This window comes from Goodfellowiella coeruleoviolacea (assembly GCF_024171785.1).
Lineage (GTDB): Bacteria > Actinomycetota > Actinomycetes > Mycobacteriales > Pseudonocardiaceae > Goodfellowiella > Goodfellowiella coeruleoviolacea.
In genome coordinates, this window is sequence record NZ_JAMTCK010000028.1 from 1 (window position 1) to 19,646 (window position 19,646).

Annotated in this window: 9 protein-coding genes and 1 pseudogene; all 10 read right to left on the reverse strand. The window is 70.4% G+C overall.

From position 1 onward, the window contains the following. On the reverse strand, positions 1 to 908 hold a 908-nt coding region (locus LX83_RS36255), incomplete at its 3' end, for a beta-ketoacyl synthase N-terminal-like domain-containing protein (RefSeq protein ID WP_253780331.1). A 24-nt stretch (positions 909 to 932) separates the two neighbouring features. Continuing rightward, positions 933 to 2,324: a glycosyltransferase gene (locus LX83_RS36260; protein WP_253780333.1), complete on the reverse strand. Its 1,392-nt coding sequence runs from the start codon at positions 2,322 to 2,324 to the stop codon at positions 933 to 935. Continuing rightward, the gene (locus LX83_RS36265) at positions 2,321 to 3,568 is read right to left on the reverse strand and encodes a glycosyltransferase (protein ID WP_301329520.1); all 1,248 of its coding nucleotides are present in this window, start codon (positions 3,566 to 3,568) and stop codon (positions 2,321 to 2,323) included. The genes LX83_RS36260 and LX83_RS36265 overlap by 4 nt, the downstream gene beginning before the upstream one ends. 350 nt (positions 3,569 to 3,918) lie before the next feature. Then, the gene (locus LX83_RS36270) at positions 3,919 to 4,206 is read right to left on the reverse strand and encodes a hotdog family protein (RefSeq protein ID WP_253780338.1); all 288 of its coding nucleotides are present in this window, start codon (positions 4,204 to 4,206) and stop codon (positions 3,919 to 3,921) included. A gap of 100 nt (positions 4,207 to 4,306) precedes the next feature. Continuing rightward, entirely contained in the window at positions 4,307 to 5,518 is a 1,212-nt protein-coding gene (locus LX83_RS36275; protein WP_253780340.1) for an AMP-binding protein, read from the reverse strand. A gap of 31 nt (positions 5,519 to 5,549) precedes the next feature. Continuing rightward, positions 5,550 to 6,638: a class I adenylate-forming enzyme family protein gene (locus LX83_RS36280; RefSeq protein ID WP_253780342.1), complete on the reverse strand. Its 1,089-nt coding sequence runs from the start codon at positions 6,636 to 6,638 to the stop codon at positions 5,550 to 5,552. Next, positions 6,635 to 7,615, reverse strand: coding sequence for a hypothetical protein (locus LX83_RS36285; RefSeq protein WP_253780344.1), 981 nt, complete (start codon positions 7,613 to 7,615; stop codon positions 6,635 to 6,637). Before LX83_RS36285 ends, LX83_RS36280 begins: the two co-directional genes overlap by 4 nt. Continuing rightward, positions 7,615 to 8,382 (reverse strand): NAD-dependent epimerase/dehydratase family protein, encoded by a 768-nt coding sequence (locus tag LX83_RS36290; protein ID WP_253780346.1) that lies wholly within the window; start codon positions 8,380 to 8,382, stop codon positions 7,615 to 7,617. Before LX83_RS36290 ends, LX83_RS36285 begins: the two co-directional genes overlap by 1 nt. Before the next feature lie 6 nt (positions 8,383 to 8,388). Continuing rightward, entirely contained in the window at positions 8,389 to 9,822 is a 1,434-nt protein-coding gene (locus tag LX83_RS36295; protein ID WP_253780348.1) for an NDP-hexose 2,3-dehydratase family protein, read from the reverse strand. A 223-nt stretch (positions 9,823 to 10,045) separates the two neighbouring features. Continuing rightward, positions 10,046 to 19,627 (reverse strand): annotated as a pseudogene (locus LX83_RS36300) (SDR family NAD(P)-dependent oxidoreductase); the annotation flags it as partial. Positions 19,628 to 19,646: the final 19 nt, after the last annotated feature.

The following is a 19,646-nucleotide window of genomic DNA, read 5'->3' on the forward strand; positions in this document are numbered from 1 at the left end:
TTCGGCGCCGTCAACCCATTCGACGCACCGTCCTGATTCACCGCACTACCCCGCACCACCGCCAACACCCGATGACCACGACGCCGCGCATCCGACAACCGCTCCACCAACACCACACCCACACCCTCAGAAAACCCCGTACCATCCGCGGAATCCGAAAACGCCTTGCACCGACCATCCGGCGACAACCCACCCTGCCGCGAGAACTCCACGAACACCCCAGGCGTGGACATCACCGTCACACCACCCGCCAAAGCCAGATCACACTCACCGGACCGCAACGACTGCACCGCCAGATGCAACGCCACCAACGACGACGAACACGCCGTGTCCACCGTCACCGCCGGCCCCTCGAACCCGAACACGTACGACACCCGACCCGACAACACACTCCCAGCGGCACCGGTGTTGAGATACCCCTCAACGCCGTCTGGCACCTGGGTCAGCCCAGCCGCGTAGTCGTGGTACATGAGACCCGCGAACACCCCGGTGCGGCTGCCGCGCAGTGACAGCGGGTCGATCCCCGCCCGCTCGAACACCTCCCAGGACACCTCCAGCAGCAGCCGCTGCTGCGGGTCCATCGCCAACGCCTCACGCGGCGAGATACCGAAGAAGTCCGCGTCGAAACCAGCCACATCGGACAGAAAACCGCCGCCAGGTACGACCGGAGCGCCTGGGCCAGCCCAGCCGCGATCCGCCGGTGGTGGGCCGATGCCCTCACGTCCCTCGATCACCAGGTCCCACAGGTCGGCTGGAGATTGAACTCCACCGGGCAGCCGTGCGGCCATCCCGACGATCGCGATCGGCTCCTGGTCGCGTGCCTCCAGGGTACGGACCAGCTGACGGGCGTCACGCAGTTCGGTTGTCACGCGCCGCAGGTAGTCGACCAGCTGTGCTTCATCGGCCATTCGACGTCGTTCCTCTTCGGTCGGTCAGCGGTGGGGCGAACCCGGTGAGTGAGGTACCGATCCAGGAAGATGGCTCAGGATGAGGTCTGCGGCGGCGTCCGCTCCACCCGCGGCTCGCATCCGGTCGCTCCAGTGCGTGGCCCTCTCCTGGAAGGAGTTCTCGGTCAGCAGCCGACGGAGTTTCCCGACGATCTCGTCGGCGTTCAGCCGCCAGCCGTCCTGAATCATCAGACCCGCTCCGCTGTCCACCACGCGCACCGCGATGTCCCGGTTGTCCCAGCCGAACGGCACCATCAGCATCGGCGTTCCGAAGTAGATACCCTGGTTGGCGCCGCCGGCACCACCATGCGCGACGCTTACCCGAACGTTCGTGTGGGCGAGGACCGCGGGCTGGGGCACCCAGGATTCCACCCGGAGGTTGGCTGGCAGCTCGGCTGGCAACAACCGTTGCTGGTCGGTGGACATGCTCCACAGCACGTGGTGCTCCGGACCCAGTTCGCGCACCACGTCCAGCAGCGCGGCGACGTGGTGCGCGGCGAGCCTGGTGATCGTCCCGAGTCCTATGTAGACAACCGATTCGTGGCGGTCGAGCCACGTGAAGAGATCACCGTGCCTGGCCCGGTCAGGCTCGCCGGTCGGCACCATCGCCCCGAGCATCTTCACGTGGGACGGAACGCCGGGGAAGGTGTACTCCACTCCGAACACCGAGTTCCCGATAACCGCGACCGCTCCGTCCGCATACCGCGCCGGGGTCACCGCGACGTTCTCGATCCCGGATGCCCTGCGCCGCCTGGTGACCTCCATCGCCTTCGGAAGCAACTTCGGCGAAAGGAAGACGGTGTGCTGGAACAGCCGGAACAGGACATTGGCACCGAGTTGGGCCGGGCTCATCCGTCTCGGCAGCCCGGACATCGGTGAGGGGAAACGCCAGGGGAGGTTGCGCGTGTAGAGGAAGCTCACCGGCATGGCGGCGTTCAGCACGTACGGCACTTCGCGGGTCATCGCCGCGTCGATGGCGGGCGGGAAGTTCCCGTCGATCACCATCAGTGCCGGCCGAATCTCATCCACCGCTTCCAGTACCCGGCGGTACATGTCCTCCGCGTAGTCGGCGTTGAGCATCCGGCTGAGCAGTGCGCGGTAACTGCGGCGACGTGAGGTGTGGTACATCTCGGCGTACGCGTCGTCGTCCCACTTGTCCGGTGCCATCTCCGGCCAGTGCGGCCCCAGCGAGGCGTGCCGGACCGGGCTCATGTCCCCGAGCGCCTCCACACTCTGCTTCGCGTCGTCGGTGGTGGCGAACCAGAGCGCACTGACGCCCCGGCGAGCCAGCGCTCCGGCGATCGCCTGGAGTGGTGTGCGCAGTCCGGCGTGGCTCTCGACCGCGAACAGGATGGGGTTTTCGGCTGATGCGCTCACGGCTTCGCGGCCCACCGCTCGATCACGTCACAGGCGTTCTCCACACCCTGTTCCCCGCGAATCCGATCGCCGAGAGCGGCAGCGCGGTCCCGCATGCCGTTGTCATCGAGCGCCTGCCGCAGTGCGGCCGTGAGGCGGTCGCCGCTCAGTTCGCTGAACGGCACGGGAGGTGACCCGACGCCCAACGCTGACACGGTCGCCGACCAGAACGGCTGGTCCCCGTACACCGGCACGGTCACGTGCGGCACCCCGGCGCGAAGCACGTCCGCGGTGTGCCCGAGCCCGGCGTGGTGTATCACTGCTGCCGACCGCGGCAGCAGCCACTGGTAGTCCACATCATGCACCCGCACCGCATCGGCTGGAAGATCCCGTTCTGGGCCGTCTACCAGGACCACACGGCGTCCCGCGCGGCGAACGGCGTCGATCACGAGCTGGTGCAGGTCTCCCGCCCGGTAGACCGACCAGTTGCTGCCCATGGCGACGACCACGGGTGCTGGTCCGGCGTCGATGAACGCCCGCAGCTCGGGGGACGGCTGTTTGGCGCGGTTCCAGTACCAGAAACCCGTGACGTGCGTGTTGGTTGGCCAGTCCGGCGACGGAGCGAGCACCTCGGGACTGAAGGGATAAATGACCGGAATGGTTCGGCCGAGATCCCTCAGCGGTGACCTGAACCCGAATTCAGGAAGTCCAGAAGATTTACGCACCCGATTTACCGACGGTCGAACGAGAGCCCACTCGATCTGGTTCGAGATGGCGTACGTCGCCCGGTTGTAGAGCGGCCCGAGGGGCAACCGGGGCAGTCCGATCGCGGGCCGTTCACCGGTCGGTGTGATCGGTTTCCACGAGGTTGTCGCCCATCGGATGGGCGGACCGGTGAGCGCCGCTCCGTGCGCGAGGCCCGACTGGTTGACCACCACGTCCGCCTGGTCGCCCGCGTCCCGCATGGCCCGGAACAGGTCGGTCTCCGTGCCCGGCGGCGGCTTGGGCAGCTTCCGGAGGGCTCGGGAGAACTGCAGGGCGGACCCGCCCTTGCGCAGGGCGTCGACCACCGCGGGATGGCTGAAGAAGTCACTGACGTTGCCGGGCAGCTCGAAGAACTCGATCCCGGCTTCTTTCACCAGTGGTCCGAGGTCACCGGGACACGCCAGCCGGACCTCGTGGCCGCGGGCGAGCAGCCCGGCACCCAGCGCGATGAACGGCTGCACGTCCCCGCGCGAGCCAGTGGTCACCAAGGCGATCCTCATGCCCTCAAACAATCATTCCCGCGGAGTCAGGTAAACCCCTAGCAAGCGAATACCGAATCCCGTCGGTTCGCCGTATTCCCGATACCGGACGTAGGGGCACGCCTTAGGGGTTACGCCCCGATCAGCCGATGTCGTAGCATTCGCAGTCGGGCAATGGACACGATTCCGTCGTTTTTGCAGCGACTGTTCGCGGCCGGGCCGGGGTGACACCACGCTCGACGGTCGTGCCCGCTGGTCAACGTTGGCGCTCACCGGTCGCCCGGCCCTAGTGCCGTCCGCCGATGGCCGTGCTGGCGGTCGTCACGACCCCGGTGGCGGACCCACCACCCCAGCCGTCGAAGTGGCCGAGGTCATGGGTAGTAGCGGAACACCGCTTCGGCGACGCAGGCTGGCTCGGCCTGGTGCTGAACCTCGACGGTGAGGTCGAGTGTCACCTGAACGGCACCGTCCTTGGTCACGACCTCCATGACGCTGGCGTGCAACCGGACGAACGCGTCCGCCGGGAGCGGGCCGGGGAACCGGACTCGGTTCAGGCCGTAGTTCACCCACATCCTGGCACCGCCGAGCAGTTCGCCGAGCAGCGGGATGACCAGCCCCAGCGGAAGGTTGCGGGCCGCTGGATCTCCGGTCGCCCTCACGAACCGCTCGACCCGAGGTTGGCAGACCCACAACCAGCCAGTCCGGCCGAGATCCAGGCCGGGCCGCACCGTGGAGAACTCGAACACGGGCCACCCCCGGTTAGTCCACAACAGACACGTAGCCGTCGGCGTTCACGGCGGCGGTGTGCCCGGTGCGCAGCCAGCCATCCCGGCCGAACACCTCGTCCTGGAGGTCTGGGCGGCGCCAGTATCCGGGCGTCACGTTGGGGCCCGCGATCACCAGTTCTCCATGTTCGCCGGGCGCCGCTTCGCGGCCGTCCGGGCGAATCACCCGTACGCTGGTGAAGAGATGCGGAACCCCTGCGAAACCCAACTGCTCCGCGGGGCTCGCCTCGGCCAGGTGCAGCACACCCTGGCCCGCTTCGGCCAACCGGTAGCCCTGGCTGAAGGCCAGTCCCCGGTCGAGGTACCTGCGGGTGGTCCCGGCGCACACCGGAGCGCCGCCGCAGTCGAGGTGCCGGAGACTGGACAGGTCCGTGCCTGCCCAAGCGTCGCTCGCCGCCATCGCCTCGTACATCGCGGGCACACCGAACATGGACGTCACCCGGTGACGCTCGATCAACTCCAGGACCACGATCGGATCGAACGCACCGACGAGCACCACCGTGCCCCCTTTCAGCAAGGTGGGCAGGCAGCTCATGTTGAGCGCCTCGCCGTGCTGCAGCGGTGCCGCGACCAAGGTGATCTCACTGCCTGCCATGTCGACGTCCACCAGCACGTTGACGCAGTTCCACGTCACGTTGCCGTGAGTCAGGACAACACCTCTGGGCAGCCCGGTGACACCGGACGCGTACATGATCATGCAGGTGTCGTCCAGGCCGGTCGGTTGGTCGATCGCGTCGGTCGCGCCGCCGGCTATCAGGTCAGCGTACCGGTGTTCGCCGTCCTGCAACGGCGAACCAAGGGTGATGAACTGCCGGATCACGCCGGAGGCCCGGATCTGGGTCACCATCGCCGCGTGGTCCCGCGGATAGACGAGCAGGGTGCTGCCCGAGTCGGTGACGTTGTGCACCAGTTCCGGGCCTGCCGCACGGGTGCTCAGCGGCACGAGGATCGCACCGAGCAGACCGGCGGCGAACAACGTGTCCAGGAAGCTGACGTCGTTCGGCCCGAGGTAGGAAATCCGGTCTCCGGCGAGCACCCCCAGGTCCCGGAAGGCGTGTGCCAGTCGGATGGCGCGGTCGTACAACGTCCGGTAGGTCCAGCTCCTGCCGTCCTGCACGACCGCGATCCGGTCGGGGCTCTTTCGGGCGCGGCGTGCCGGCCACGACCCGACACCCTGGTTGCGCATCCGACGAACCTCCTCGTGCTCGTCTCACCGGTCAGTAGACCCCCTCCGGGGCTGCCCGGATCTCCTGCAGGGGTCGGACGTTGGCGATCCCGTCGCACGGCCACACGTCACCGGTGTCGTACCGCATGACCAGGTCCCGCTCCAGGATGTTGGGCAGGAACAGGTCCTCGTGCAGCACGGTCAGCCGCAACCGGCCGTACTGCCCGTACCCGACCCGCCGTTGCCAGTCGGCCCGGTCCACCACGGCCATGGTCACCTGGGGGTAGTGCGGCACGTGTGGCATGGTCCGGCCGTCGTCGACCACCGGGAGAGCGGAGGCGGATCCGAACGTGTTCCCGTAGGAGACGGTGACCCGTCCCCCGGGCATCGCGTCCACGAAGGACATGCGCATCTCGGGCGTCACGTGCGTCCCGCCCAGCAGCGCGCCGCTCAGGCCGCTGACCACGCCTGGCGCGCGACGAATCAGTGTCCGGAACAACGCTGGCGTGGTGAAGAGGTAGTCGATCGGTTGCGCCTTGAGGATCAGCAGGCCCTGGTCGAGAACGTGGTCCGTGTACTCCTGCGCCTCGCGCACCCGCCCTTGACGCAACTCCCTCTTGACCCACCTGGGATCGAAGTCGACCGTGTGCACCTCGGCGTCGTACCCCTCGGCGAGCCAGGCGCAGTGCCCGATCAGGTGCGGTCCGCTCGGAGTGACCCGCAGCCAGGTGCGGCCTCGCTCGAACCCGGCCCGACCAGCCGCCCACCTGCGCCACGTGGCGTAGTGGTCGAGCATCGCGTCGGTGTAGACCACCCGGCACGGGTCACCCGTGGTGCCGCCGGTCTCCCACACCCGGCAGGTCAGTGGGCGCCGCACGGCCAGGGGAACCAGGTCGACGGGCCGACCGGTGCGCAGGTCGTCGAGCGGGAATGGACCGAACGCGGTCAGCTCGTCGTAGCGGGTGATGTCGCGGGGGTCGAAGGTCAGCTCCTTCGCCCGCCTCAGCCAGTACGGGCTGCCCAGGGCGGGGTCGAAGGTTCTCCGCACCACCCGGCTGGTCCACTCGTCCAGGTCGACGTCCAGCCACCGGTCGACCTGCCCCGCGCCATGCCACCTGGTGTCCGCCACGGCACCGCTCATCTCGGCTCCACCTCGATTCCCAGCTCGTACAGGATCGCGGCGGCCTTCCCGACGTCCTCGGCGGTCGACACCTGCACCACCGGGAATGGGAACTCCAGGCCCGCGACGGGGATCGCCACGCCAGGAACGATGGCGGCGCGCACCCCGTACCGGGCCAAGCCCGCGTTGACGTGCGCGAGGTGGATCGGCCGTGTGGTGTTGTCGAGGATGTCGGCGCGGACGTCGTCCCCGGTTTCCAGGCGCGCATCGCGCAGCCCCGAGAACAGCGGAACGCGCGGATCGTGGAACGCCACCTTGTCGACGTACGGCTTCCGCAGGTCGTAGGCGAACTGTTGCAGCGGGGTGTGGCCGCCGTTCAGTGCTTTCATCACCGTGATCTGCCCCGCCGGCGCCTCCGCGGCCAGCGTCTCCAGCGCGTCGACGTACCCGGAGAACATCACCACGTGAGCCTGTCCCATGTAGACCCCGTTGTCCGCCCCGAGGTAGACCCCTGGCCTGCTGTCGCCGCAGTACCAGTCCAGGTCCGCGTCGACCGGTAGCGTGCCGATCGCCATGCCTGTCGGTGGCTTTCCCGGCTCGACCGTCGGCAGCTTGGTGATGTGGGCCACCAGGTCCAGCAGATCCCGGCGCTCCAGCGAGCCGGCCAGGCAGGCCGCGGTGAACGCGCCGAGGCTGAGCCCGCCGATCGCGTTCGGCCGCAGTCCCATCTCGGCCAGGATGTCGGCGATCCCCAGCGAGTTCATGATCTGCCGCACCTGGGAGGTGTAGGCGACCTCGTGCCGAGGCAGCTGCTCGGCCGAGTCGGCGTCGAGCGACACCGCTGTGGTCAGGTCCTGTGTCAACAGCTGGTCGTGGTCCAGGCCGGTCCACTCCGCCACCTGGTCACACCAGCGGCGCATCACCGGGTAGCTGTCGTAGAGCGCGGTGCCTGGCGGTTCCAGCGGGATGCCCGCTGTCAGGATGTATCCGAGGGTCATCAAGTCCCCTTCCTGGTGCGGTTCGTGCCGGCTGGCACGTAACGGGTGATGAGCTGGGTGAGGTAGTCCCGCTCGAAACCGCGCTCGTCGATTTCCGGAACCAGCTCGCGCAGCCGGGCGATCCGAAGTGGACCGTTCTGTGCTGGCCTGTCGACCACTGCTTTCTCGGCGACGGTGCCGAGTCTGGCCTCGATCGCCTCGACGATCCGCTCCACCGGCTCTGGTGTCCCCGAGGCGACGTTGATGACCTCGTCGTGGACGCCCTTGACCAGCAGTCTGTCGATCAACCAGCCCAGATCCCGAACATCGAGCAGGTCCCGATGGGCACCGCGGTAAAGGGTGACCCGACCCGAACGGACCTGCTCCGTCAGCGCCGGCAGCAGTTGGTGCCTCGGTTGCCCGTGGCCCACCACGTGGGTCAGCCGCAGGATCAGCCAGCGCATCCCGGACCGGGCCAGCATGGACTCCAGGGCGAGCTTGTGCCGGGCGTACGCGGTGCGCGGAAAGACCGGTCCGCACTCGGTTCCCGTGCTCAGCCGGTTTCCATACATCCCCCCAGCCGCGGTGGAGAAGAAAACGATGGTGCGGCCCGAGTGGAGGTGCTCCGCCACCGTGTCGGTGAGCAGCGCGGCCTCCCGGTCGAAGTCCTCAAGGGATCGGGAATGCGTCCAGGACACCCCGGCCGCGATCGCCGTGACGTGGGGGTGCCGGTCACTCAGGTGCTCAGCCAGGTTCCTGGCGAGAAATCCGTTTCCGATGATTTGCACGGCGCCTCACCAGACACTGTTCAGGCATGCGATCAGACTGCGCAGTTCGACGTTGAGGTAGTTGCAGTGCGTCAGCAGGCTGGTCAACTGCCGCAGGGTCATCCAGCGGTACTCGGCCGGAGTCCGTTCGGGAAAGTCCTCGTCCGCCTCGACGATCAGGTAGCGGTTGACCGCGTGCAGGAAGCGCCCGCCTTCCTCGGACTGCATCCGGTCGTACCGGATTCGGGCGGGATCGGCGGACAGGACCTGGTCGAGGTAGTGCGGCCGGCAGTGATCGGGCAGATCGCGGTAGTTCGCCGGCTGGCAGTGCACCGTCGGCGCCATCTCCGCCCCGTTCAGCGATCCCGCGTCGGCCCGGGCCTGCACCAGCACGTGCAGGGTCCCGGAGATCCGTTTGGTGATCAGCGCGAGCAGGCCCGCGTCGACCGGTGCGAGGATCGGCTGGGTCCACGAGGGAACCTCCCGGTTTCCGAGCGCCGCGTTGATCCCGACGATGCGGAAGTACTTGCCGGACCGGTGCTCCACCGCGTCCCTCGTCCAGTACCAGCCGTCCTCGGCCGCCCGGTACAGCGGAACCCTGCGCTGAAGCAGTTCCCGGCGAGCCCGCAACTCGGTGAGCCAGCTCAGCACCTCGGTCATCTCGTGCACCGGGCTGCTGTCCGGTCCGATGCTGTGCAGCACCGACGCGACGAACGGACTGGCCGGTTCCGCGAACGCACCCGGCGCGTGGAACGGAATGCAGGACAGCACGGTCCGGGTGTCCATGTTCACCAGGTGGTCGACCGCGAGCAACCTGCGTATCTGACCGATCGTCAACCAGCAGAAGTCGGCGGCCTCCGGTACGTCGTCGAGGGTTTCCACCACCATGTTCCGGTTGCGCTTGCCCAGGAACCAGGCGCCCTGCTCGGACTGCAGCGCGTCGACGAGCGTTCGCCCACCGCCCTCGCCGGTGAAGTAGTCGAGGTAGGGGATCTGGGCGCCGCGGTGCACGCCGAGGTAGTTGCTCCGAGTGGCCTGCACGGTCGGGGTCAGCTGGATCTTGTTGATGTTCCCGGGTTCCATCTTCGCCTGCATCAGGCAGTGCAGCACCCCGTCGAACTCCCGGACGAGGATGCCGAGCACGCCGATCTCGGGCTGCACGATGATCGGCTGAGTCCATTCGGCGATCCACGTCCGATCCGTGCGAACTCGCACCCCTTCGACGGAGAAGAACCGGCCGCTGTCGTGTTCCAGGTTCCCGCTCTCGGCGTTGAACTGCCATCCGGACAGCGCGTCGAGCGGAACTCGCTCGACCTGGAACTGGTTGACCGCGGCGCGTTCAGCCAGCCAGGACGCAACGCGTTCGTTCGGCGTCAGCGGGCTGTCGACCACGTGCGCCGACAGGGTGAACCGGTCCAGCACGTCGGTCCGCTCGCCGACCAGTTGATCTCGATAGGTCATCGGTACCTCGACTCAGTGCCTGTTCTCGCACCCGCGACCGGGTCGTGGCGGGCGATGGGCGGAAGGGGCCTGGTCGTCCCCCTCACGTCGCTCCAGTTCCGCGGACGGGCTGTCGGAACGGTGTGCAGCCACCGTGGCCGCGGAACCGGCAGCGGTCAACCCGAGGGTTCTCTCCTCGGCCGGACAGGGGATCGTGGACTGGAGATAGGGGTGGCGGGAAACATCACTGGATTCCGAACTCCTCGTCGAGCAGGCTGATCAGCTCGTCGGCGCCGACCGCGTCGAGATCTCCACCCGCGGTCGCGTCCACAGTGGTCTCGCCCGCGTCGTCGAGCGAGGCCGCGAGCAGCCTGAGTCTCGTGGCGAGCGCTCTGCGCTGTCCGCGTCCGCCAGGCGCCGCTCGCACGGCGTCGGTCAACGCCCTGAGCGCCGATTCGGCGGGATCGGCTGCCGTGCCGGAGGCTGGCCGCAGCAGGCCGTCCAGGTGCTGGGCGACCGCGGTGGATGTCGGGTGGTCGAAGACGAGCGTGGCGGCCAGCCGCAGCCTGGTGGCCGAGGCCAGCCGGTTGCGGATTTCGATCGCCATCAGCGAATCGAACCCGAGGCCGGTGAACGCCGCGTCGGCCGGGACGTCCGCGGGCCCGGGCAACCCCGCCACGGCGGCGGCCTCTGTCCGCACCAGTTCGGTCAGCCACCTCATCCTGTCCGCTCCGGACAGGCCGGCGAAGTCACTGGGCAGCCCACTGGACGTCCGTTGCCCGGCACCGGCCAGGCCGCGCAGCAACGCCGGTCCGTCGGCCGGAACCGACCGGGCGTCGAGGCGGAACGGCAGCACTGTGCTGCGGCCGGACAGGCCGGCCGCGTCGAACAGATCGAGTCCCTCGGCCGCGGTCAGTGCCCGGATTCCGGTCCGGGCCAGCCGCTGGAGATCGACGTCGGCGAGGTCCGCGGTCATGCCACCGCGCGGTTCCCACGGTCCCCACCCGATCGCGAGAGCCGGCAGTCCGGCCGCGTGCCGCCACTGGCAGAACGCGTCCAGGAACGCGTTGGCCGCGGCGTAGTTCGCCTGTCCGGCACCGCCGAGGGTTCCGGCGAGCGCGGAGCACACGACGAACGCGGCGAGGTCACGATCGGCGGTGAGTTCGTGCAGGTGCACGACCGCGTCCACCTTCGACCGCAGCACGTTGTCGATCTGCTCCGGCGTGAGCGAGCCGAAGATGCCGTCGTCCACCACTCCGGCGGCGTGCACCACGGCCGTTGGCGGGTGATCGGCGATCAGGGCGGCCAGTGCTGCTCGGTCAGCGACGTCGCAGGAAACGGCCTGGACGCGCGCTCCCAGCCCGGTCAGCTCGCGCAGCAGCTCCGGTGCGGCGGCTCGACGGCCGGCCAGCACCAGGTCGCGGACACCGTGCCGGCCGACCAGGTGTCGGGCCAGCTGTCCGCCGATCATGCCGGTGCCCCCGGTGATCAGGACCGTTCCCCACTGCGCGGGTGGACGGTGCTGCGGGTCGGGCCGGACCCGGGTCAGCTCGGGCACGAGAACCGCTTCGCCCCGGACCGCAGCCTGACCGTGGTCGAGCGCGCGAACCAGCGCGATCGCCCGGGGCAGCACGGCGCAGTCCCGGAGGTCACCATCGAGATCGATCAGCGACAGCCGGCCCGGGTGCTCCAACTGCACCGCGCGCCCCAGCCCCCAAACCGCGGCCTGTGGCACGTCGCCGATCCCCTCCCCCGGGTGTGCTTCGACAGCACGGCGCGTGACGAGCACCAGGTGCGCTGAGTCGAAACGAGGATCGGCCAGCCAGTCGCGCACGATGCCGAACGCCCGGTGCACCGCCGCGGTCGTCGTCCCGGCGAGATCCGCCTCTGGCGGCGACTCGCAGCGCACCACGACGACCTCCGCGTCGCCGACATCGTCCAGGCCGGAGTCAGCAAGGGTCCACCCGTCCACATCGGACGTGCCGATCGCGTCCGCGGGAACCCAGGTGAGGCCGAACAGCCAGTGGCCGTGTGACGGGTGGCCGTGGGTGGCCGCAACTTCTGTCGCGTCGATGTCCCGCATGGCGAGCCCGGCGATGGACGCGACCGGTCGCCCCGCCGCATCGATGAGCGCGACGGTGAGTTCCCTCGGTCCCGTCTCGGTCAGCCGAGCCCGCAGCGTCGCTGCTCTCCCGCGGTGCGCGGTGGCTCCCCGCCACGAGAACGGCACCCTCCGGTCCCCCGCGGACGGCAGCAGCGCCAGCGGTTGCAGCACGGCGTCGAGTACCGCCGGGTGGACAGCGAACTCCCCGACGCCGGCGCCGGCTGGCAGGCTCGCCTCCGCGAAGACCTCGGTACCGCGCCGCCAGACGCCGGTCAACCCCTGGAACAGGGGGCCGTAGTGGAACCCGGTCGCCGCCGCGTCCGCGTAGAAGGTGGTCAGATCGACCGGAACCGTCCCCGGCGGCGGCCATGCGGTCGCCGCGGCCTCCGGCAGCGGTGGCGCCACCCCGGTCAGCACCCCGCTGGCGCGTCTGGTCCACTCCGCCGTGTCGTCCGGCCGCGAGTACACGCCGATCTCTCGCCGCTCATCCTCGGCCGCGCCGACGACGACCTGCACCTGCGTCGCGCCCCGGGCCGACAGCACCAGCGGGTGCTCAAGCACGAGTTCGTCCACGGTGGGACAGCCGACCTCGGCGGCTGCCCACAGCGCGAGGTCGAGGAATCCGGTCGCGGGAAACAGGATCTGGTCGAAGAGCACGTGGTCGGCCAGCCAGGGGTGGGTCGTGGTGGAGACTTCACCGGTGAACAGGGTGTCGCCACCCGCTGTCTCGACCTTGGCGGCGAGGAACGCGTGGCCGGTCTCGCGCAGGCCCGCGGCCGACAGGTCACCACGCCGGACGAGCGCGTCCGGCCAGTACCGGTGCCGTTGGAAGGCGTAGGTGGGCAGGTCCACCCGGCGCGCCCCGGTCCCGGCGAAGACCGCGGCCCAGTCCACGTCGATTCCGTTCACGTGCAGCGTCGTCAGCGCCTCAAGCAGCGCTTCCGGTTCCGGCCGGTCGCGGTGCAACGCCGAAAGGCACACCCCACCGTCACCAACGCACTCCTCGGCCAGCACACCGAGCACGGCGTCCGGCCCGAGTTCGAGAAAGGTGTGCACATCCTGTTCGGCGAGGGCACCGATCCCGTCGGCGAAGCGCACGGGCTGGCGGACGTGGCGCACCCAGTAGGCAGGTGAGCAGAGTTCGGCCGCGTCGACCACGCGACCGGTCACATTGGACACCACCGGGATCCGGGGTGGTTGGAAAGCCAGTCCGGCGATGGCGGTGGCGAACTCCTCCAGCATCGGCTCCACCATCAGCGAGTGGAACGCGTGGCCGACCGGCAGCAACCGGGCGCGCAGGCCGGCGGACGCGGCGCGTCGCGCGATTCGGTCGACCGCCTCGGCGGGCCCGGAGACCACGGTCGCGGATGGCGAGTTCACCGCGGCGATCACGACGTCGGGCTGATCGGCCACCAGTTCAGCCGTGCGGTCCTCCGGCGCCGCCACCGCGAGCATCCGTCCGGGTGGCATTTCCTGCATCAGCCGGCTCCGTACGGCGACCAACGCACAGGCGTCGGCCAGTGAGAGCACCCCGGCGACGTGGGCGGCGGTGATCTCCCCGGCGGAGTGCCCCATCACGTAGTCGGGTCGGATCCCCCACGACTCGACCAGCCGGTACAGCGCGACCTCGACCGCGAACAGTGCGGGCTGAGCACACCGGGTGTGGTTGAGTTGCGCCGCGGCTTCGCCACCGGGTTCGGCGAACACCACGTCCGACAGCGAGCGCCCCACGAGTGGGTCGAGATGCCGGCAGACCAGGTCGAAGGCCTCAGCGAACACCGGAAAGCCCCGGTGGAGTCCGGCCCCCATCCCCGGGCGCTGAGCCCCCTGTCCGGAGAACAGGACCGCCAGCCCCCCTTCCCGCGCGGTGCCGGTGCCACCAGCGGTGCCGTCGACGACCGAGGCCAGTGCGGCGAGCACCTCATGCCGGTCGCGGGCGAGGAAACCGACCCGGTGCGGCAGTGCGGCGCGGCTGGTGGCGAGCGAGTGGGCCAGGTCGGCCGCGTCGAGGTCAGGGTGGTCTCGCACGTGTTCGCCAAGGCGCTCCGCCTGCGCGCGCAGCGCGACACCGTCGCGGGCGGAGAGCACCACGGGCGCCACCGGCAGTGGCTCGCCCGCATTGTCCACAGCAGATTCATCCGATGTGGACGGTGCTTCCTCCAGGATCATGTGGACGTTGGTTCCACTGATGCCGAACGAGGAGACGCCCGCCCTGCGCGGGTGCCCGTTCCGCTCCCAGTCCCGAGCCCGTCCCAGCAGCCGCAGCGGCCCGGACAGCCAGTCGACGAGTGGCGTGGGCTCGTCGACGTGCAACGTCCGGGGCAGCCGGCCGTGCCGCATCGCCATCACGACCTTGATCACGCCGGCCACTCCGGCCGCCTGCAGGGTGTGGCCGATGTTCGACTTGACCGCGCCCAGCCACAGCGGTTGGTCCTCGGGCCGGCCCCGGCCATAGGCGGCGATCAGCGCCCCCGCCTCGATCGGGTCACCCAACCGGGTTCCTGTGCCGTGCGCCTCCACCACGTCGATGTCCGCCGGTGCCACACCCGCCGCGGCAAGCGCCCGTTCGATCACCCGCTGCTGTGCCAGCCCGCTGGGCGCCGTCAGCCCGTTGGAAGTGCCGTCCTGGTTGACCGCCGAACCGCGCACGACGGCGAGCACCGGGTGCTGCCGACGGCGTGCGTCCGCCAGGCGCTCCAGCACGAGCAAACCGGCCCCCTCCGCCCATCCGGCGCCGTCCGCCGCCGCGGCGAACGCCTTGCAGCGGCCGTCCGCTGCCATGCCGCCCTGGCGCGCGAAGTCCTCGAACAGGAACGGGGTCGACAGCACCGCGACTCCGCCCGCCAGCGCGAGGTCGCAGTCGCCGGCACGCAGCGCCCTGGTCGCGTCGTGCACCGCGACCAGGGATGAGGAGCAGGCGGTGTCGATCGTGACCGACGGCCCCTGCAGGCCGAGCACGTAGCTGATCCGCCCGGACATGACGCTCGTCGACAGCCCGGTGACACCGTAGCCCGCCAGTTCGTTCGACCCTGGCGGGAACAGCTCGCCGTAGCCGTGCGCGGTGGCACCGATGAAAACCCCGGTCGTGCTCCCCCGCAGGGAGGTCGCCGGAATGCCGGCCCGCTCCAACGCCTCCCACGCGATCTCCAGCAGCAGCCGCTGCTGCGGGTCCATGGTGAGCGCCTCCCTGGGGGTGATCCCGAAGAACGCGGCGTCGAACTCGCCGGCACCGGAGAGGAATCCGCCCACCGGTGCGACGTCCCAGCCCCGGTCGGCCGGGGCCGTGGTGACCGCGTCCCGTTCCGCGTCCACCAGGTCCCACAGCTGCTGCGGAGACGTGACGCCACCCGGGAACCGGCAGCCGATGCCGACGATGGCCACCGGCTCGTCGTGGGCGCGCACCACTGTCCCTGGGGAACGCGCCTGGGACACTCCCCGCAGTCGGTCACCGAGGTGGTCGGCCAGCTGGTTCGCGGTCGGGTGGTCGAAGACGAGCGTTGCGGGAAGTCGCAGACCGGTGGCGTCGGCCAGCCGGTTGCGCAGTTCGAGCGCGGTCAACGAATCGAAGCCCAACTCCCGCAGGGGCTGGTTGCCGGGCACCGCGGTGTGGCCGGGGTATCCCAGCACGGTGGCGACATGGGACCGGACCAGCTTGAACAGGGCTCCCGCGCGCTCGGTCTCCGTCGCTGGAACCACCTGGTCCAGCAGGGGACGGCCGACCTCGCGGGGCGGCGCCGGGGACGTCGCCCCGCGCACGAGGTCCCGCAGGATCACTGGTACCGGTGCGTCGACGCCGATCCTCCGGACATCCAGGTGGGCGGGGACCACCGTGGCGAGCCCGACGCGGATGGCCCGGTCGAACAGGCTCAGTGCCCGGTCGGCGGCCAGCGGAAGGACACCGCCGCGCCGGTACCGGTTCAGGTCGCGGTCACCGACGTGGGCGGACATCTCGCTGCGTCGCGCGAGGAATCCCCAGGCCAGGGCGAGCCCGGCCAGGCCGCTGGCCCGCCGGTGCTGGGCGAGCGCGTCGAGCACCACGTTGGCCGCGGCGTAGGCGCCCTGCCCGGGACCCCCGATCACGCCCGCCAGCGAGGAGAACATCACGAACGCCGTGAGGTTCCGGTCCTTGGTCAGCTCGTGCAGGTTGAGCGCGCCGTCCACCTTGGGCCGCAGCACGCGGTCGATCTGGTCCTCGGTCGTCGACTCGACAAGACCGTCCGCCACCGCCCCGGCCGCGTGCACCACCCCGATGAGCGGATGCTCGGCCGGGATGTCGGCGAGCACCCCGGCCAGGGCGTCCCGGTCGGCCACGTCGCACGAGCGCACCGCCACCCGGGCGCCGAGTTCGGTCAGGTCCGCGACCAGGTCGTCCGCTCCCTCGCGGCCACGCCGGCTGACCAGCAGCAGGTGGGAAACTCCGTGTTCGGCCACCAGGTGGCGCGCGACGAGACCGCCCAGTGTCCCGGTGCCGCCGGTGATCAGCACCGTGCCGTGCTCCAGCCGCGGTGGGTCAGCCGTCGGTTGCGCGCACCGGTCCAGTCGGGGCACCAGAACCGCGCCCGCCCGGATCGCCACCTGGTCCTCGCCCGAGCGCAGCGCGGCGGTGAGCGCGGCCTCGGCCGCGGTGTCGCTGTCGGTGTCGCTGTCGATGTCGGTGTCGGTGTCGACGAGCAGCAGCCGCCCCGGATGCTCGGACTGCGCCGACCGGACCAGGCCCCACACCGCGGCGGCGCCGAGATCGCGCACATCCTCGTCGGGCCCGGTCGCCACCGCGTTCCGGGTCATGAACACCAGCCGGCGGTCGCCGGAGCGCTCGTCAGCCAGCCAGGACCGCAGCCTCGCCACGGCCTCCCGGAGTGCCCGCGCGGGTGCTGTGGCGGCCGGCACGACGTGTGTGTCGACCTCAGGCGGCTCCCCCTCGGCCGCGTTGTCCGCTGTGGACCTCCGCCAGCGGACGTGGAACAGGTCGCCCTCCTCGGACGGTGGATCGTCACTCGACTCCGAGGCGTCCGGCCAGTAGCTCTGCCGGTCGAAGGCGTAGCCCGGCAGGTCGGTGGTCTGGGCGCCGCCGAAGACGGTGGCCCAGTCCACGTCGGCGCCCTGGGCGTGCGCCTGCCCCACCGCGAGCGCGATGCGTTCCGGTCCGCCCTCGCCTCGGCGCAGCGTCGCGGTGACCGACGCCGGTTCCCCGGTGTCCTCGATGATGTCGAGCAGCGGCGCGGTCAGCACCGGATGTGCCCCCACCTCGATGAAGATCCGGTGCTCGTCGCTGAGGAGGTTGCGCACCGCGGCGTGGAAGTCCACCCGCTCGCGCATGTTGCGGTACCAGTAGGCGGCGTCCAGTCCCTGGGTGTCGAACCGGTGCCCGGTCACGGTCGAGTGGAACGGGATCGACGACGGCCGGCCCCGCACCGGCGCCAAGTCGGAGAGGAGCTGTTCGCGCAACAGGTCCACGTGCGCGGAGTGGCCGGCGGTGTCCACCCCCCGGATGCGGCGCGCCGCAATCCCGTCCGCCACGCAGGCCCGGACGAACTCGTCACAGGCGTCCACGTCCCCGGCGAGCGAGCAGGACGTCGGGCTGTTGACGGCGGCCAGGGACAGTCGGCCCGCCCAGCCGGCCAGCCGGTCACCCACCTCGGCTTCGGGTAGCGCCACGGTGGCCATGCCGCCCCTGCCGGCCAGGCCGCGCCACGCGCGGCTGCGCAGCACCACGACCCGCACGGCATCGGCCAGGGACAGCCCGCCGGCCACGTGGGCCGCGGCGATCTCACCCTGTGAGTGGCCGATGACCGCGTCGGGGTGGACGCCGTAGGACTGCCACAGCCGGGCGAGCCCGACCATCATGGTGAACAGCACCGGCTGCACCACGTCGACTCGGTCCAAGGCGGCCGCGCCAGGGGCGTCCCGGAGCACGTCGAGCACCCGCCAGTCCACGTGCCGTTCGATCGCCTCCGCGCACTCGCCCGCGGTCGCGGCGAACACCGCGCTGGTCTCCAGCAGCCGGGCGCCCATGCCCGCCCACTGCGCGCCCTGCCCTGGGAAGACGAAGACGATCTTGCCTGGTGTCGCCTCGGCCCGCACGACGTGCTCGGACCGCTCGCCGGTGGCCAGTGCCGCCAGCCCAGCGAGCAGTTGCCCGGAGTCCCGCCCAACCACGGCGGCCCGGTGCGCGAACCTGGTCCGGGTGACGGCGAGGGAGTGACCCACGTCCGCGTCGCCGCTGTCCCGCTGCCGGCGCACGTGCTCGTGCAGGTTCCCGGCCTGCGCGGCGAGGGCGGCGCGGCTGTGCGCGGACACCACCCAGATCACCGGGGCCGTCGATGCCGCCGGCGCCGGTTCGCCGGCCGGCTCGGCCGCCGCCGCGTGTTCCAGGATGACGTGCGCGTTGGTGCCGCTGATGCCGAAGGACGACACCGCCGCGCGGCGTGGGCCGTCCGGCCACTTCCTCGACTCAGTCAGCAGTTCCACCGCTCCGCTCGCCCAGTCCACCATCGGTGTCGGCTGCTCGGCGTGCAGCGTCTTCGGCATCAGCCCGTGCCGCATCGCCATGATCATCTTGATCACGCCGGCGATCCCGGCCGCGGCCTGGGTGTGGCCGATGTTGGACTTCACCGATCCCAGCCAGAGCGGCCGGTCGGCGGGCCGGGTCCGCCCGTACACCGACAGCAGCGCCTCCGCCTCGATGGGATCGCCGAGGCGGGTGCCGGTGCCGTGGGCCTCCACCACGTCGATGTCCGCCGCGCTCAGCCGGGCCGCGGCCAGCGCCTGCCTGATCACCCGCTGTTGCGCCGGACCGTTCGGGGCGGTCAAGCCGGTCGACGCGCCATCGGAGTTCACCGCGCTGCCCCGGACAACGGCGAGCACGCGGTGCTTGTTGCGGTGTGCGTCGGACAACCGCTCCAGCACCAGCACGCCAACGCCCTCGCTCCAGCCGGCGCCGTCCGCCGACGCGGCGAACGCCTTGGACCTGCCGTCCGGTGACAGGGCGCGTTGGCGGGAGAGGGCGATGAACATCCCGGTCGTGCACATCACCGTGACCCCACCCGCCAGCGCGAGGTCGCACTCACCGTTGCGCAGTGACTGCGCGGCGACGTGCAACGCGACCAGTGAGGACGAACAGGCGGTGTCGACGGTGAGCGCCGGCCCTTCCAGACCGAGCGCATACGACACCCGGCCGGACAGCACACTCACCGAGTTACCGGTTCCCGGGTACCCGTCGACCTGCTCCACCGGATCCGGCATGAGCCTGGCGTAGTCCTGATAGGACACTCCGGCGAAGACCCCGGTCCGGCTGCCACGCAGGGCCGTCGGGTCGAGGCGGGCGTGCTCCAGCGCGTGCCAGCACGACTCCAGCGTCAGCCGCTGCTGCGGGTCCATGGCCATCGCCTCGCGCGGAGCGATCCCGAAGAACCTCGCGTCGAACTCGTCGATCCCGGTCAGGAACCCGCCCTCGGCCGCGTAGCAGGTGCCCACCCGCTCCGGATCGGGGTCGTACAACCGGTCCAGGCGCCAGCCCCGGTCGGTGGGGAACGGCCCGATCGCGTCCGTCCCGTCGGCCACCACTCGCCAGAGGTCGGCAGGAGAGCGCACCCCACCCGGGTACCGGCAGGCCATGCCGACCACGGCGATCGGGTCGGCCGTCCTCGACTCCGCCGCCGCCAGCCGCTCCCTGGTCTGGTGCAGGTCGTCGACCGCCCGCCTGAGGTACTCCCGCAGCCGCTGCTCGTCCGCCATCATCTCG